Source organism: Allokutzneria sp. A3M-2-11 16 (assembly GCF_024213555.1).
Taxonomy (GTDB): domain Bacteria; phylum Actinomycetota; class Actinomycetes; order Mycobacteriales; family Pseudonocardiaceae; genus Allokutzneria.
The window spans coordinates 382051-396646 of record NZ_JANAVO010000003.1 but is presented as its reverse complement, the minus strand read 5'-3'; the positions used below and the strand labels follow the sequence as shown (position 1 = coordinate 396646).

Here is a 14596-nt window from a genome sequence, read left to right as displayed (position 1 = left end):
CCGCTCGCGCAGGGTCCGCCGGTCTTCAAGTCCTACCGACCCCGCCCCAGAACATCGCAAACCGCCCCATACCACGGAGGTATGGGGCGGTTGCGGACAGCTGGGGCGGGGGTGCGGGGTACTTGAAGACCGGCGAACCCGCGCTGGGTCAGGTCTTCGGCTCGGCCTCGAACGGGTCGACGCGGTCACCGATCGCGGAGAAACCGCCGTCGGCCCACACCATGGTGCCGGTGGTCGCGGGCATCCAGTCCGAGAGCAGCACGCAGCAGGTGCGCGCGGTCGGCTCGCGGTCGGTCGGGTCCCAGCCCAGCGGAGCGCGCGCGTTCCACTGGCCCTCCATGGAGTCGAAGTTCGGGATCGACCGCGCCGCGGTGCTGCGGATCGGGCCCGCCGCGACCAGGTTGACCCTGATCCCGTGCAGGCGGCCCATCTCCCGCGCGAGGTAGCGGTTGATCGACTCCAGCGCAGCCTTGGCCGCGCCCATCCAGTTGTAGTTCTGCCACGCGAACCGCGCGTCGAAGTCCAGGCCGACGATCGAGCCACCTCGGCCCATCAGCGGCAGGCACGCCTTGGTCAGCGCGGCGTAGGAGTACGCGGAGACGTGCATCGCGGTGGAGACGTCCTCCCACGGCGTGTCCAGGTACTCCCCGGACAGGCAGGAGGCGGGCGCGAAACCGATGGAGTGCAGCACCCCGTCCAGGCCGTCGACGTGCTCGCGCACGCGGTCGGCGAGGCTGTCCAGGTGCTCCTGGTTGGTCACGTCCAGTTCGAGCACCACCGGCGGCTCGGGCAGGCGCTTGGCGATGCGCTCCACCAGGCTCATCCGGCCGAAGCCGGTGAGCACGACCGTGGCGCCCTGCTGCTGTGCGATCTTCGCGACGTCGAACGCGATCGAGGACTCCGTGATCACACCCGTGATCAGCAGTCGTTTACCGGCGAGCAGACCTGACACCTGTTCATCCTCCACTGTGGACGGTCGATCGCGGAATTCTAGTGCCCCATGCCCATGCCGCCGTCGACGGGCAGCACTGCGCCGGTGACGTAGGAGGCGGCATCGGAGCCGAGGAAGACGGCGGCGGAGGCGATCTCCTCGGGCTTGCCGGCGCGGCCCGCGGGCACCCGGGCCATCTCGGCGTCCAGCTTCTCCTTCAGGTGCGCGGTCATGTCGGTCTCGATGAAGCCGGGCGCGATCACGTTCGCGGTGATGTTGCGCGAGCCCAGCTCCCTGGCCACCGAGCGGGCCAGGCCGACCAGGCCCGCCTTGCTGGCCGCGTAGTTGACCTGCCCGGCGCCGCCGGAGAGGCCGATCACCGAGGAGATGAAGATCATCCGGCCCCAGCGCTTGCGCAGCATGCCCATGGACGCGCGCTTGGCCACCCGGTACGCGGCGGTCAGGTTGGCGTCGACGACCCGGGTGAACTGCTCCTCGCTCATCCGCAGCAGCAGGGTGTCGTCGGTGATGCCCGCGTTGGAGACGAGGATCTCGACGGGACCGTGCTGCCGCTCGATCTCGGAGAACGCCTCGTCCACCTGGGCGGCGTCGGTGACGTCGCAGCGCACCCCGAACAACCCGTCCGGCGCGCCGGAGCCGCGGTGGGTCACCGCGACCTTGTCACCCTGCTCGGCGAAGGCCCTGGCGATCGCCAGTCCGATCCCACGGTTACCACCAGTGACCAGTACGGACCGAGACACAGAGCACTCCCTAGACAGCCGTGGCGCGAACGGCGGTCAGGCTATCTGGTCAGCGACAAACCCGAATACCCCGCCCCCGGCAGCCCCGCACCGTTCCGCTCAGCCGGGAGCCGAGGTCAACCCAGGAACAAACCGCCTCACATCACCCTCACATCCTCCCAATAGACTATCCGCCAAATAATCGATTTTCCGGGGAGAAGTGCATGGACGGGAAGAAGATCGCCAGACGGACCCTGCTGGCCGGGGCCGCGTTCGGCGTCGGCCTCGCCGGGGGCTGTGACTACGAGCAGTGGCGCGCGCTCGGCCCGGGCGGCATCCCCAACACGCCCGCGGGCTGGGTGCGGGTCAACTGGCTGCGACTGCAGAAGAGCGAGACCACCGATCCCGCCCCGTTCCGCCCGCTGGTCGGGCAGCTGGGCGACGGGCGGTGGCTGAAGCCGATCCCGAAGCGCGACGGCCCGCGGCCCAACGTCGGCGCGCACCCGGTGCCGCACCGGCAGACCGACCAGCCCGGCTCGCTGCGCGGCCGCGTCGCCGTCCTCGACCACTTCGACGCCCGCGCCGCGCGGGAGCCCGGCCTCATCGAGTACCGCATGAGCTTCTTCGAGAAGCACAGCGACGCGATCACCGTCGTCGACCTCGCCCGCGCGCCGGAGATCATCAAGGTGACCCAGGGCGAGGTGGCGCACATCCACCCCACCGACGGCTCGATGCACATGATCCTGAGCCCGACCGACGCGATCACCGTGCTGGAGGCGGGATGGGGAGAACGGCACCCCCTGGCGGGCGACTACCCGAACATGCCGCTGGCGTACATCTTCGTGTACTCGCCGCGCACCGTCGAGGAGGCCGACGTCATTCGGCAGATCCTCGAAGCCGCGTCCGCCTACGCCACCGGAGCGCGCTAGTCCGCGTCCCGCGAGCAGTCACCCGCGATCGTGACACCCCCGCGAACCATCCCCAGCGCAGCCCAAATCCGTTTCGTACTCTTATCGGGATTTTGGAGCGCTCTTTTTCCCGTTATGAGTACGAAACGGGGTTCTCTAGACCACGCCCGCGGGGGATGGGGTGTGCGGGCGGGTGGAGTGCATGGGCTGAGTTTACTCGGTGTGCGGAGTGCGGGCGGGGGCTTGCGGGACGCGGGGCTAGGCCTCGGTCAGCCCTGCGGCGGTCAGGGTCAGGTGGTCGCAGAGGGCCTGGCCCGCCCCGTCCGCGTCGCGCGCCAGGGTCAGCTCCTCCAGGCAGCGGTGCTCGGCGACGAGATCCCGTCGCGGGTTCCGGTTGAGCGACCACCGCCGGGCCAGCTCGCTCGCCACCCACATCCGGTCGAAGGTGTCCAGCAGCACCGCGTTGCCGCACCCCTCCAGCAACGCCCGGTGGAAGTCCCGGTGCGCCAGCGACCAGGCTTCGCTGAAGTACTCGCCCTCCTCCGGCACGTGCATCGGCGTCCGCGCCAGCCTGTGGTGCGCCGCCCGCACCCGCGCCTCCCAGTCGAGGTCGCCGCGTTCGATCGCCATCCGCAGCACCGCGGGCTCGATCGTCCTGCGGGCCTCGGCGATCTCCTGCCACCGCTGGTCGGAGAACTCCGGAACCGCGAACCCCCGGTTGGGCAGGCGATCCGCGATGCCCTCCCCCACCGCTCGCACCAGCGCCTCGCGCACCACGACCAGGCTCACCCCGTGCCGCGTCGCCAGCTCCTGCGGCTTCAACGCCTGCCCCGGCGTGAACTCGCCGCGCATGATCGCGTCACGCAGGTCGGTGTACACCTGCTCGGTGAGCATCCGCTTCGGCACGTCGTTCACCCGCTGAGCCATACCAAGACTCTAGGCCGTGCCCCGCGGGCGGGCGATGGCGGCGCGTTTGTTGCACGATCGTCGGTGTGGACACGGAGGCGATCATCACCGAGCTCTACGGCCTGGAGCCGCGCGAGTTCACGGCGGCGCGCAACGGCAGGGTGGCGGAGGCGAAGCAGGAGGGGGACGCCGAAGCGGCCGAGGTGATTTCCGCGCAGCGCAAGCCTTCTACAGCGGCTTGGTTGGTGAACCGGCTCGTCCGCGAGCACTCCGAGGAGGTGGACGGGCTGCTGGAGCTGGGCGTGGACCTGCGCGCGGCGCACACCACGCTCGACGGGGCGAAGCTGCGGGAGCTGGGGCAGCGACGGCATCGGACGGTGCGCGAGCTGATCAAGCTCGCGGCCGGGATGCACTCGCTGAGCGCGTCGGTGGAGCGGGAGCTGGAGGAGAGCCTGACGACCGCGCTCAGCGACCCGGACGCGGCGGCGGTGCTGGAGGCGGGGCGGCTGACGACGACGTTGCGGCTGGACGACCGGGCGAGCTGGCCGGAGGTGACCGCGGCGCTGCCGGTGAAGCGGGCCAAGCAGAAACCCAGGCCGGACAAGAAGAAGCTGGCCGAGGCCGAGGGCGCGTTCAGGGCCGCGGAGGCCGAATGCGCCGACGCGCGGCGCGAAGTGGACGCGGCGCGGGAGCGGTTGGCCGCCGCGGAGGAACGCCTCGACGAGGCGCGCGCGAAGGTGGAGCGGCTGAAACGCGCGGAATAGGGGTACTCCACGCGGGAACGCGAAGGAGGACGTCATGCCGAGAGCGATCTGGTCGGGCACGGTGACCTTCGGGCTGGTGAGCATCCCCGTTGGCCTGTACAGCGCGACCAGCGACCACACCGTGCACTTCCACCAGCTGGAGCGCGGCACGGCCGACCGCATCCGGAACCGCAGGGTCAACGAGCGCACCGGCGACGAGGTCGACCGTTCCGAGATCGTCAAGGGCTACGAGCTCGACGACGGGCAGCACGTGGTGGTCGAACCCGAGGAGCTGGCCGAGATCGCGCCCGGCCGTTCGCGCACGCTGGAGATCTCCACCTTCGTCTCGCTCGACGAGATCGACCCGATGTACTTCGACCGGACCTACTGGCTCGCCCCGGCCAGCTCCGACTACGACCGGGTGTACCGGTTGCTGTGGCAGGCGATGGCCGAGACGGAGCGGGCGGGCATCGCCACGTTCGTCATGCACGGCAAGGAGTACCTGACCGCGGTGCGGGCGGGCGAACACGGTCTGGTGCTGGAGACGATGTTCTTCGCCGACGAGATCCGCGATCCCGGGGAGCTGGAGTCCTTGCCGCGCAAGGCGACCGTGCGCGGCAAGGAGCTGAGCATGGCGACCAGCCTCATCGAGTCGATGAGCGGGGCGTGGAACCCGAAGGACTACCGCGACACCTACACCGCGAAGGTGAAGAAACTGGTGCGGGACAAGAAGAAGGGCAAGGCGGTCGTCGCGGAGTCCGAGCCGCCGGAGCCCACCGGCGTCGTCGACCTGATGGAGGCCCTGCGCCGCAGTGTCGAGAAAGCCCGCAAGGGCAAGGGAAAGCCGGACCTGTCCGGTCTGCGCAAGACCGAGCTCGAAGCCATGGCGAAGGAACTGGACATCAAGGGCAGGTCCAAGCTCAGCCGAGCGGAGCTGGAGAAGGCGGTGCGACGGGCTTCCTGAGCAGCTCGGTCAGCACGGAGATGCTGTCACCGGCGTGCCCCTCGGCGACCGCGCGACGGAGCAGGTCGTGCATGGGCGCGTGCCAGCTGACGTCGATGCCGCCCTCCCTGCCCATCTCCTCGTCATACACGATGCCCTCGTGGAACAACCCGAGCGACGAGGCGGGTCGCCCGTAGTCCCCCGCGTCGATTTCCCTTGCCAGGCTTGGCAGAACCGAACCGATCATCTCCAACCAGGACACCGTGTACGGCACCAGCGAGCTCGCGGGCAAGCCTCGCCCTGTGACCAACGCCGCGGCCTGGAAGAACCCGAGCAGCGCGGGGAGCAGCGTGCCGCCGACCGCGTACTCGTAGAGCGCCGCGAGGTCGACCTCCTCACCGAGGTGCACGGTCTGCCCGCCGAGCACGCGAAGTGTCTCCGCGTAGCGGTCGAATACCGCCTTGTCACCGCTGTAGTACAACAACGTGTCCGGCTTGCCGACCGCGTCCGGAACGTTCTTCACCGCTCCATCAAGGTAGTCAGCACCGCGCGAAGCCGCCCACGCGGCCATTGTCCTTGCGCCGCTGGGAGTTCCCGAGTTCAGCGTGATCAGCGTGCGGCCTTCGAGCACTGCGGGCTCCAACGCCTCCAGCGTCGCTTCGTACGTCGTGAGGCACGTGATGACGAGCGGGCTCGCCGCCACAGCGTCCTCAATGGACAGTTCGTGCACCGCCCCTTCCACGGCCAGCGCCGCGCCCTTCTCCTTCGTCCGGTTCCACACCGTCGTGTGGTGCCCGGCCCTGATGAACGCCCTCGCCAGCTCCGCTCCCATCGATCCGAGCCCGACGAGTGTGACGTCCGTGCGGTTGTTGTTGTCCGACATGTGACTCATGCTTGCTCGGCACGAACAACCCGACAAGTACCTACCTTTTTGTCAGTGAGGCTCCCGGTGAAGAAGCGGACCTACACCTGCGGCATGGACGCCGCGTTGGACGTCGTCGGCGGAAAGTGGAAGGCGCTCATCCTGTGGGCGCTGTTCGAGGGCCCGCTGCGGTTCGGCGCGCTGCGCCGCGAGGTCCCCGGCATCAGCGAGAAGATCCTGATCATGCAGCTGCGCGAGATGGAGGCCGCGGGCCTGGTGCACCGCGAGGTCCACGAGCAGGTGCCGCCGAAGGTGGAGTACTCGCTCACCGCGTTCGGCCAGTCGCTCAACACCGCCCTCATGCCGCTCGGGGAATGGGGCGAGGAACACATGGACCGCATCCTCGCGATCCCCCGCGACTGAGAACGGGGGTATGCCGAACGACAGATGTGCCGATCCGGCTCCGCTGCGACCGTGGCGTCACAGTCGTATCTCAGGAGAACCGGATGACACGAACGAAACTGATCGCCGCCGCGCTCGGGGTGGCGGTGGTCGCGGTGACGATGACCGTCACGCAACAGCTCGGCGCCGCCGAAGAACGGAACGCCTGGTCCACAGTGGACTGGAAGCCGTGCGATCGCGACCCGAAGATGCAGTGCGCGCGGCTCATCGTCCCGGCGGACTGGCGCAGGACCGACGGGCCGACGCTGCCGGTGGAGCTGGTGAAGGTGCCCGCGCGCAAACCGGAGCAGCGGATCGGCTCGGTGGTCCTCAACATCGGCTCCGGGCACAACACGAGCATCCTGTTCGAAAAGGACATTCCCGAAGCGGGGATGCTGAGGCCGACGATCGACAAGCTCACCGAGCGCGCGGACGTGGTCGTGTTCGACCAGCGCGGCCTCGGCCGCCCGGACACCCCCACGTCCTTCCGCTGCCCCAAGGGCCCGGCTCCGCTCGGAGGGCTGTTCTTCGCCACCGACGAGGCCGCGTGGCGGGCGCACGCCGAGCGCAACGCCGCCTACGACGCGAGCTGTCGTGAAGCCCTCGGTGCGTCCTACACCGGGCTGAACTCCTGGCAGATCGCCCACGACGTCGACGCGCTGCGGGCCGCGCTCGGCGAGCGGAAGCTGCGCTACGTCGGCAACTCCTACGGAACTGTGTACGGGCAGGCGTACGCGGAGTTGTTCCCGGAGCGCATCGATCGGATGTACCTGGACGGCGTCGCCGATCACACGCAGCCCGTGTTCGAGGACTGGCTGCGCAACTACGCGGTGGCCATGGAGCGGCAGTTCGACCGGTTCCGCGACTGGTGCGTGCTCCGCAAGGGCTGCCCGCTGTACGGCAGCGACGTCGCGCAGGTGTGGGACGACCTGGTCGCGCGGGCGAGCAAGAAACCGCTGCCCGCGAGCGGCGGCAAGACCGTCAGCCTGCAACAGCTGCACAACGGCTTGATGGGCTCGATGCCCCCGCCGAAGTGGCCGATGCTCGCCGAGGGCATGGCCAAGGCGCGCAAGGGCGACGCGGGCGACTTCCTCACGCTCCTGCCGTTCCCGTCCCGCGGCGACGGAGGTGGCGGCGTGATGAGCGTGTTGCTCTGCCACGACTTCATGCCGAAACAGCCCACCTACCAGGAGTTCCTGGCCATCGAAGAGCGTCTGAAGGCCGTCGCGCCGCGCATGGGCTGGCTCGAAGGGCGGTTCGAGGTCTCGCGGTGCCTGGGCGTCCCCGACGACCCAGCCGTCACCTACCCGCCACATCCGTTGCGCGCCAAGGGCGTGCCGCCGGTGCTCGTCGGGATCGGGGAGGTGGACCAGAACACCAACAACCTCGGTGCCGCGCACGTGGCCAGTCAGCTCCCCGGGGCTCGGGCGTTCTGGCACGGCGATGGCCACGCGGCCTATCTGGCGGGCAACAAGTGCTTGCGGGAACACGTCAACCGCTACCTCTTCGGCGGCCCGCTCCCCCAGGACGGTCTCCGCTGCCCCGCCGAGCTGATCACCAAGATCCCGGATCGCCCGACCGGCTGATCGAGGCGCCTTCGACCTGCGTTCGGAACACCGAGTTCGGCATGACGGCGCCGAACTCGGTGTTCGCGCGTCTCGGCACGTGCTCTGGTCAGCGGCATGCGCCTTGTTCCTCTCGCACTGACCGTCATCGCCGCGACCTTCGTCGTCGCGCCCACGCGGGCCGGCGCCCGCACGTGCAGCTGGCAGCACAAGGGAACGATCACCTACCGCTGTGAAGGCGTCCTCAACAAGACCACGGTGATCAACGTCGTCGGAGCGGCGGGCGGGCGCAACAAGTTCGCCGCTAACTGCCGGGGGAAAGAGCAAACGATCTCCGCCGGATCGGCCTACAAGGGGCTGCACGGCGTGGTTCACATCCACTGGCACACCGGCGGCGCCGGGCAGTACACAAAAGGCATGCTCCGGGTCGGTGCCTGACCTGCTTCACTGGTCTGGTGAGCTCTGTGGAGCACCTGACCGGACAGTTGCGGGAACTCGGTGTCCGCGCGGGTGACGTGCTCGTCGTCCATTCCTCGTTCCGCGCCGTCCGCCCGGTCGCCGATGGGCCGCTCGGCGTGATCACCGCGCTGCGCACGGCGCTCGGCGACTCCGGGACGCTCGTCATGCCGTCGATGACCGGCGGCGAGAACGTCGAGCCGTACGACCCGCGGCAGAGCCCGACCAGGAACATGGGGGTCGTCGCGGAGACGTTCTGGCGGCTGCCGGGCGTGCTCCGCGGCGACCACCCGACGTCGACGTTCGCCGCGGTCGGACCGCACGCGGAACAGATCGTCGCGCCGCAACCGCTCTCCCCGCCGCACGGCCTGGACAGCCCGGTCGGCCGCGCGTACGAGCTGGGCGGGTCGGTGTTGCTGCTGGGCGTGGGCCATGACGCGAACACCACGATGCACCTCGCGGAGGACTTGGCCGGGGTTCCTTACAAGGCACAGGACCGAGCCCTTGTCCGCGACGGCGACAGGGTGCGCGAAGTGTTCATCACCGAGCCCGACCACTGCTGCCAGGGCTTCTCCGTCGCCGACGACTGGCTGCGCGAAAGCGGGTTGCAGCGCGAAGGCCGCGTCGGCAACGCCGAGGCCCGGCTGTTCGCGGCGCGGGACCTCGTGCGGCTCGTCGTCCCCCGGCTGACCGCTGATCCGCTGCGTTTCCTCTGCGCCGAGGGCTCCGGCTGCGAGGACTGCGACGCCGCGCGATCGTCCTAAGGGACGGTTAACTCTGGCCCGGCCGTCTTGCCGGATTCCGGCCTCCGCCCCGACTGTGATCGCAGTCATGAGGAGGCCAGATGTCAGTTGACACCCGCCCGTCGGCGCAGCCGGGCGAGCCGAGGCACAGTGAGCGCCGCGTCGTCGCCAACGTGATGAAGGGGTCCATCGGGAACCTCGTCGAGTGGTACGACTGGTACGCGTACACAGCGTTCGCGATCTACTTCTCCGGCGCGTTCTTCCCCAAGGGCAACGCGACCGCGGAGCTGCTGAACACCGCGGCCGTCTTCGCGGTCGGCTTCCTGATGCGTCCGCTCGGCGGGTGGATGCTCGGCCGCTACGCCGACCGCTACGGCAGGCGCGCCGCGCTGACGCTGTCGGTCACGTTGATGGCCGCGGGCTCGCTGATGATCGCACTGACCCCGTCCTACGCGACGATCGGCGTGTTCGCCCCGATCCTGCTCGTCGCCGCACGGCTGTTGCAGGGCCTGTCGGTCGGCGGCGAGTACGCCACGTCGGCCACCTACCTGTCCGAGGTGGCCTCGCCCGGCAAGCGCGGGTTCTACTCCAGCTTCCAGTACGTCACCCTCACCGCCGGCCAGCTGCTCGCGCTGGGCGTGCAGATCGTGCTGCAGCAGGTGCTGACCGAGCAGCAGATGTCCTCGTGGGGCTGGCGGATCGCCTTCGTCATCGGCGCGACCGGCGCCATCGTGGTGATGTGGCTGCGGCGCAGCATGGAGGAGTCGGAGAGCTTCACCAAGGCCGCGCAGGAGGAGAAGGGCGAGCCCGGTTCGCGGGGCACGCTGCGCGCGCTGCTGGCCCACCCCAAGGAGGTCGCGCTCGTCGTCGGCCTGACCCTCGGCGGCACCGTGGCGTTCTACACCTACACCACCTACCTCCAGAAGTTCATGATCAACACCGGCGGCATCTCCAAGCCGGACGCCGCGTGGATCAACTTCTTCGCCCTGCTGGTCTTCGTGATCCTCCAGCCGCTGGCCGGGAAGCTGTCCGACCGCGTCGGCCGCCGCCCGCTGCTGCTGTTCTTCGGCGTCTCCGGCACCCTGTTCACCGTGCCGCTGATGACCGTGCTCGGCGGCACCAGCTCGCCGGTCGGCGCGTTCTTCCTGATGCTGGGCGGCCTGATCATCGTCACCGGCTACACCTCGATCAACGCGATCGTAAAGGCGGAGCTGTTCCCCACCAACATCCGCGCGCTCGGCGTCGGTCTGCCGTACGCGCTGACGGTGGCGATCTTCGGCGGCACCGCCGAGCTGATCGCGTTCTGGCTCAAGGACATCGGGTACGAGTCGGCGTACTTCTACTACGTCTCCGCCTGCATCCTGGTGTCGTTGATCGTGTACGGCAGCATGCGGGAGACCTCGAAGGACTCCCCGCTGGAGAAGTAGGGGCCCGCGCGGTGGGCCTGCCGTCCCTACGCCCCGCCCTCCCAGGCCCACCGCGCCGGTACCACTGGACGTGACTGGTAAACGTTCACCCCGAGCTCCCCCCGAAGATGCACCGCACTGGGAAACGGCTGTTGGTCACTGGTGATCCGCGTCGACGTCGGTATGTAGCGGATCGTCAGCCCGCACCTGCGCCGGGCCGACGTGTTGGCGTTGCTGCCGTGCACGATGTGCGGGTGGTGCACCTCGACGTCGCCCGGCCGCAGCACCAGGTCCACGGCGAGGGACTCGTCGACGTCGATCGTCGTCTCCGCGCCGAGCACGTTGTCGACGTCGGCGCGTTCCCGGATCGTGCCGATGTCCATGCGGTGCGAACCGGGGATCACCCGCAGGCAGCCGTTCTCCGGCGTGGACTCGTCGACGGCGAGCCACAACGTGATCACCCGCATCGGGTCGAGCGGCCAGAACGCGCCGTCCTGGTGCCACAGCACGGCCTGGCCGGAGTACGGCGGTTTGCTGATGTAGTGCGAGGCGAACAGGGCCAGGTCCTCGCCGAGGAACGCCGAAGCGATGTCGAGCAGCCGGTCGTCGCTGACGAGGCGGACCCAGAACGGGTCGGCGGCGACCAGTTCGTGGGAGAGCTGCTCGCCGCGGCGGTCGGGGTGCTCGCGGTGCAGCCACTCGACGTGCGAGCGGACTTCAGCCATGAGTGAAGAGTCGAGGACGTCCCGGAAAACTGCGTACCCTTCGTCCTCATAGGACAGCACCTGGTCGGTGAACGGCATGCCGAAGATGCTGGCGAATCCCGGCGCGGCCGTGTGTCACCAGCTGCGCGGAAATCCGACTTTTCTTGCCCTGTCCCGGTAGTCCCTCGGCGGGACGCCGTGCACCATCGCGAAGCGCCGCGAGAAGTACGTGACGGTGCCGTATCCGCACTTCAGGGCGATGACGGAGATCGAGGACTCGGTCCCGACCAGCAACTGCCTCGCCAGCCGCATGCGACGTCTTTCGACCCACTGCGACGGGGTGAGCCCGAGGAACCTGCGCATGCTCCGGTCGAGGTGGCCGTGGCTGACGGCGGCGAGGCCGAGCAGCAGCGAGACGCCCTCGCTCCACCGGTCCTGGTTGCGGTCGAAGCCGGAGCACGCCTCGCGCAGCCAGTCCGGCAGCACCGCGGTCGCGGGGTGCCCGGCGAACAGCGGCAGCACCACCGAGGCGAACCGCAGCAGGTCGAGCCCGGCCGGATCGCGCTCACCGGAGCGGACGAGGCCGACGAACGCCTCGGCGACGGCGGGCGAGCGGACGTGCACCTTGGCGCCGACCGAACCGGTCAGCCCGGACACGTCCAGCAGCGAACCCCAGGTCGCGACCGGGATGGCGATGTTGACGTAGCTCAGCTCGTCCTCGGTGTGCACGGAGTGCGCCTCACCGGGGTGGAGCAGGTAGAGGGTGTCGCGCACCATCCGCTCCGGCTGCTCGTCGAGCACGTGCACGCCGCCGTCTGCCAGCACGTACATCAGCTCGACGAAGTCGTGGTGGGTGTGCCGCTCGACCCGGTGCCGGGGCATGTCGATCAGCCGCGCGTGGTACGGGTCGCCCGGCGCGACCGTCGCGTACCTGATCGTCCACACCGCACTCATCCCACGAAGCGTATGCGGAACTCACGGAGCCGGATCGCAGCCCTCCGGCGGTTTCGCGGCGATGACGGCGGCGAGCACGGTCCGCGCCGCCGGGCTCATCGGCCGCTCGGCGTCCCAGTAGACGGCGACGCGGCGCCGGTGCTCCGTGGTGTCCAGCGTCCGCACGGACAGCCCCTCGGTGTTGCAGATGGTCGCGGCGAGCGCGTTGAGCACCCCGACCCCGAGCCCGGCGCGCACCATCGCCAGCAGCGTCTGCGGCTGCGTCGCCGCCTGCACCGGGGTCAGGTCGAGGCCGTGCGCGGCGAACAGCGCCGACGCCTCGACCCCGCACTCCTTGGTGTCCTTGCGCCCGATGACGAGCACCGGGTACTCGGCGACGGCGGTCGCGGACAGCGGCTCCGGCAGCGCCGCGAGCGGGTGCTCCGGCGGGTGCGCGACGACCAGCGGCTCGCTCCACAGGAACCGGCTGCCACTGGGCACCGGCTCCGGGGCCGGGACCGTCGACCGCAGGTAGAGGTCGAGCTCCCCGGCGGCGAACGCCTGGTCCAGCTCGAGGGTGGACCGCTCGACCAGCACGATCTCGATGCCGGGGCTGGCCGAGGAGATCCGTTCGATCAGCGCGGGCACGAACGCCGCGCTGGGGCTGGGAAAACTGCCGATCGTCACCAGGCCGCGCTCGCCGTGGCGGTGCGCCGCCATCGCGGCGTCGGCCAGGTCCAGCTCGCGCAGGACGGCCCGCGCGTGCGCGGCGAGCGCCTGCCCGGCCTCGGTCACCCGCACCGGGCGCGTGCTGCGGTCGAACAGCGGCAGGCCGACCTCGCGCTCCAGCGCCGCCACGTAGGTGCTGACCCGGGACTGCGAGCGGTGCAGGACCTCGGCCGCCGCGCTGAACCCGCCCGTGTCCACGACGGCGAGGAACGACACGAACCACTCCACCCGGAGATCTCTCCGCAGCACTCGGCACCACTCCTGTCTCAGGATCGGGCAACACTAACGACTTGGTCACGGTGCCGGGCGGCCTCGACGTGGCCGACTGCCGAGTTCGGGGAAACCGCGGGGCGCCGAGCGACGTCAGAGCCGGTGCCCTTCTCGGGTGAGGTTCGGGGCCTCCGTGCGCCGTCCGGGTGAACGCGGTACTAGCCTGCCCGCGGGCGGGGTAGTGCGACACGCCCGGTGAGCTGTACGGACCGGGCGCTAACCTGCCTCATCGCAGTGAGCAACGACATCAGTCAGTCGATCTGGGGGGATAGATGCGACACCTGCGTACCGCGGTCGCGGTACTGGCGGCGATCGCCGCGCTGGGCGCCTGCACGGTGGCCAAGCCCGGGACCCCGAAAGCCGGTCCGTCGACCAGGAACATCGAAGAGGAGCTGGGCAACACCAAGGAGAGCGATCTCCGCAAGGTGTTCACCAGCAGCCCGCAGCAGGTCAACGACTACTGGAACAGCGACCGGCTGAAGAACGCCAAGCCGCGCCAGCCGGAGCCGGGCCAGGGCACCGACGTGCCCAAGGACGAACCCGCCGGTGTGGTCGTCCAGCCCACCAGCGGACCGGTCGGGGTGACCAGGCCGCAGCCGTCCGACCCGAGCGGCGCGGCGTGGTCGCGGGCCGGGCTCAGCGCCTCGACGGCGGGCCGGCTGTACTACTCCTTCAACGGAGATCCCTACGTGTGCTCGGCGTCGGTGGTGAACTCCACCTCCGGCACGCTCGTGGCGACGGCGGCGCACTGCGTCTGGGAGACCACGCCGGGCAAGAAGTCGTGGGCCAGCGACGTGCTCTTCATCCCCGGCGACACCAACCGGCAGGCGCCGTACGGCCGGTGGACCGCGGAGATGATGTACGCGCCGAAGCAGTTCATCGACTCGGCCGACTCGGCCCCCGGCACGACGAAGGGCGCGGGCTGGGCCTACGACTTCGCGTTCCTGCGGATGCGCCCGCTCAACGGGCGCAACATCAAGGACGCGCTCGGCGGACAGGGCATCGCCTTCGACGCGAGGGCGGAGAGCATCCGCACCCTCGGCTACCCGACGGCGCCGCCCTTCGACGGCACCACGATGCGCTCGTGCGCCTCGCCGACCTACACCACCGAGCGCAGCCGGAACACCTACGGCATCCCGTGCACGATGACCCCGGGGTGCTCGGGCGGCGGCTGGTTCACCCGCTTCGACGACGAGAAGGGCGCCGGCTACCTGATCTCGGTGCACTCCACCGGCAACGGGCGGCAGTCCAACGGTCCGACACTGGGCAAGGTCGCCTACGACCTCTACAAGCAGGCTGATTCGGGGGCATGACCG

General features: G+C 69.7%; 16 protein-coding genes. 9 read left to right on the top strand and 7 right to left on the bottom strand.

Going from position 1 to position 14596, the window contains the following annotated elements; genetic code table 11:
- Window positions 1–148: 148 nt before the first annotated feature.
- Entirely contained in the window at window positions 149–952 is an 804-nt protein-coding gene (gene fabI / locus NLX83_RS23580; protein WP_254237302.1) for an enoyl-ACP reductase FabI, read from the bottom strand.
- Between the two features lie 38 nt (window positions 953–990).
- Window positions 991–1692: a 3-oxoacyl-ACP reductase FabG gene (gene fabG, locus NLX83_RS23575; protein ID WP_254237301.1), complete on the bottom strand. Its 702-nt coding sequence runs from the start codon at window positions 1690–1692 to the stop codon at window positions 991–993.
- Window positions 1693–1895: 203 nt separating this feature from the next.
- On the opposite strand from fabG, the gene NLX83_RS23570 reads away from it, so the two are divergent.
- Window positions 1896–2600 carry a luciferase domain-containing protein gene (locus NLX83_RS23570; protein ID WP_254237300.1) on the top strand — a complete coding sequence of 235 codons (705 nt, stop codon included), beginning with the start codon at window positions 1896–1898 and terminating at the stop codon, window positions 2598–2600.
- A gap of 237 nt (window positions 2601–2837) precedes the next feature.
- Here the strand turns inward: NLX83_RS23570 and NLX83_RS23565 are convergent, their stop codons facing one another.
- Window positions 2838–3473 (bottom strand): GntR family transcriptional regulator, encoded by a 636-nt coding sequence (locus tag NLX83_RS23565; RefSeq protein ID WP_254237468.1) that lies wholly within the window; start codon window positions 3471–3473, stop codon window positions 2838–2840.
- A gap of 98 nt (window positions 3474–3571) precedes the next feature.
- Between NLX83_RS23565 and NLX83_RS23560 the strand changes: the two genes are divergently transcribed.
- Window positions 3572–4249 carry a hypothetical protein gene (locus NLX83_RS23560; RefSeq protein WP_254237299.1) on the top strand — a complete coding sequence of 226 codons (678 nt, stop codon included), beginning with the start codon at window positions 3572–3574 and terminating at the stop codon, window positions 4247–4249.
- Between the two features lie 34 nt (window positions 4250–4283).
- Window positions 4284–5192: a non-homologous end joining protein Ku gene (gene ku, locus NLX83_RS23555; RefSeq protein ID WP_254237298.1), complete on the top strand. Its 909-nt coding sequence runs from the start codon at window positions 4284–4286 to the stop codon at window positions 5190–5192.
- Here ku and NLX83_RS23550 read toward each other — a convergent pair.
- Window positions 5149–6054: an NAD(P)-dependent oxidoreductase gene (locus tag NLX83_RS23550; RefSeq protein WP_254237297.1), complete on the bottom strand. Its 906-nt coding sequence runs from the start codon at window positions 6052–6054 to the stop codon at window positions 5149–5151. The genes ku and NLX83_RS23550 overlap by 44 nt on opposite strands.
- 93 nt (window positions 6055–6147) lie before the next feature.
- Here NLX83_RS23550 and NLX83_RS23545 point away from each other — a divergent pair, with 93 nt between their 5' ends.
- The 5 genes from NLX83_RS23545 (at window position 6148) to NLX83_RS23525 (ending at window position 10665) form a co-directional block, all read left to right on the top strand.
- Window positions 6148–6456 (top strand): winged helix-turn-helix transcriptional regulator, encoded by a 309-nt coding sequence (locus NLX83_RS23545; RefSeq protein WP_254237467.1) that lies wholly within the window; start codon window positions 6148–6150, stop codon window positions 6454–6456.
- Between the two features lie 83 nt (window positions 6457–6539).
- Entirely contained in the window at window positions 6540–8060 is a 1521-nt protein-coding gene (locus NLX83_RS23540; RefSeq protein WP_254237296.1) for an alpha/beta fold hydrolase, read from the top strand.
- A 96-nt stretch (window positions 8061–8156) separates the two neighbouring features.
- Window positions 8157–8477: a hypothetical protein gene (locus tag NLX83_RS23535; RefSeq protein WP_254237295.1), complete on the top strand. Its 321-nt coding sequence runs from the start codon at window positions 8157–8159 to the stop codon at window positions 8475–8477.
- A 17-nt stretch (window positions 8478–8494) separates the two neighbouring features.
- A complete protein-coding gene (locus NLX83_RS23530; protein ID WP_254237294.1) occupies window positions 8495–9259 on the top strand; it encodes an AAC(3) family N-acetyltransferase in 765 nt (254 codons plus the stop codon).
- 80 nt (window positions 9260–9339) lie between these two features.
- Window positions 9340–10665, top strand: coding sequence for an MFS transporter (locus NLX83_RS23525; protein ID WP_254237293.1), 1326 nt, complete (start codon window positions 9340–9342; stop codon window positions 10663–10665).
- A 26-nt stretch (window positions 10666–10691) separates the two neighbouring features.
- Here NLX83_RS23525 and NLX83_RS23520 read toward each other — a convergent pair whose 3' ends face one another.
- From NLX83_RS23520 to NLX83_RS23510, 3 genes are read right to left on the bottom strand one after another with little or no spacing between them, the layout of a single operon-like run.
- A complete protein-coding gene (locus NLX83_RS23520) occupies window positions 10692–11447 on the bottom strand; it encodes a phytanoyl-CoA dioxygenase family protein (protein WP_254237292.1) in 756 nt (251 codons plus the stop codon).
- A gap of 36 nt (window positions 11448–11483) precedes the next feature.
- Window positions 11484–12302 (bottom strand): helix-turn-helix transcriptional regulator, encoded by an 819-nt coding sequence (locus NLX83_RS23515; protein WP_254237291.1) that lies wholly within the window; start codon window positions 12300–12302, stop codon window positions 11484–11486.
- 21 nt (window positions 12303–12323) lie between these two features.
- On the bottom strand, window positions 12324–13259 hold the full coding sequence (locus NLX83_RS23510; protein ID WP_254237290.1) for a LysR family transcriptional regulator: 936 nt from the start codon (window positions 13257–13259) through the stop codon (window positions 12324–12326).
- Window positions 13260–13552: 293 nt separating this feature from the next.
- On the opposite strand from NLX83_RS23510, the gene NLX83_RS23505 reads away from it, so the two are divergent.
- The gene (locus NLX83_RS23505; RefSeq protein ID WP_254237289.1) at window positions 13553–14593 is read left to right on the top strand and encodes a trypsin-like serine peptidase; all 1041 of its coding nucleotides are present in this window, start codon (window positions 13553–13555) and stop codon (window positions 14591–14593) included.
- Window positions 14594–14596: the final 3 nt, after the last annotated feature.

Excerpts from the sequence above, each read along its gene's own strand:
- NLX83_RS23505 (WP_254237289.1), top strand. The coding sequence starts at position 13,553 with ATGCGACACCTGCGTACCGCGGTCGCGGTACTGGCGGCGATCGCCGCG.
- NLX83_RS23565 (WP_254237468.1), bottom strand. The coding sequence starts at position 3,473 with ATGCTCACCGAGCAGGTGTACACCGACCTGCGTGACGCGATCATGCGC.
- NLX83_RS23515 (WP_254237291.1), bottom strand. The coding sequence starts at position 12,302 with ATGAGTGCGGTGTGGACGATCAGGTACGCGACGGTCGCGCCGGGCGAC.
- NLX83_RS23535 (WP_254237295.1), top strand. The coding sequence starts at position 8,157 with ATGCGCCTTGTTCCTCTCGCACTGACCGTCATCGCCGCGACCTTCGTC.
- NLX83_RS23545 (WP_254237467.1), top strand. The coding sequence starts at position 6,148 with ATGGACGCCGCGTTGGACGTCGTCGGCGGAAAGTGGAAGGCGCTCATC.
- NLX83_RS23520 (WP_254237292.1), bottom strand. The coding sequence starts at position 11,447 with ATGCCGTTCACCGACCAGGTGCTGTCCTATGAGGACGAAGGGTACGCA.
- NLX83_RS23550 (WP_254237297.1), bottom strand. The coding sequence starts at position 6,054 with ATGTCGGACAACAACAACCGCACGGACGTCACACTCGTCGGGCTCGGA.
- NLX83_RS23525 (WP_254237293.1), top strand. The coding sequence starts at position 9,340 with ATGTCAGTTGACACCCGCCCGTCGGCGCAGCCGGGCGAGCCGAGGCAC.
- NLX83_RS23540 (WP_254237296.1), top strand. The coding sequence starts at position 6,540 with ATGACACGAACGAAACTGATCGCCGCCGCGCTCGGGGTGGCGGTGGTC.
- ku (WP_254237298.1), top strand. The coding sequence starts at position 4,284 with ATGCCGAGAGCGATCTGGTCGGGCACGGTGACCTTCGGGCTGGTGAGC.
- NLX83_RS23570 (WP_254237300.1), top strand. The coding sequence starts at position 1,896 with ATGGACGGGAAGAAGATCGCCAGACGGACCCTGCTGGCCGGGGCCGCG.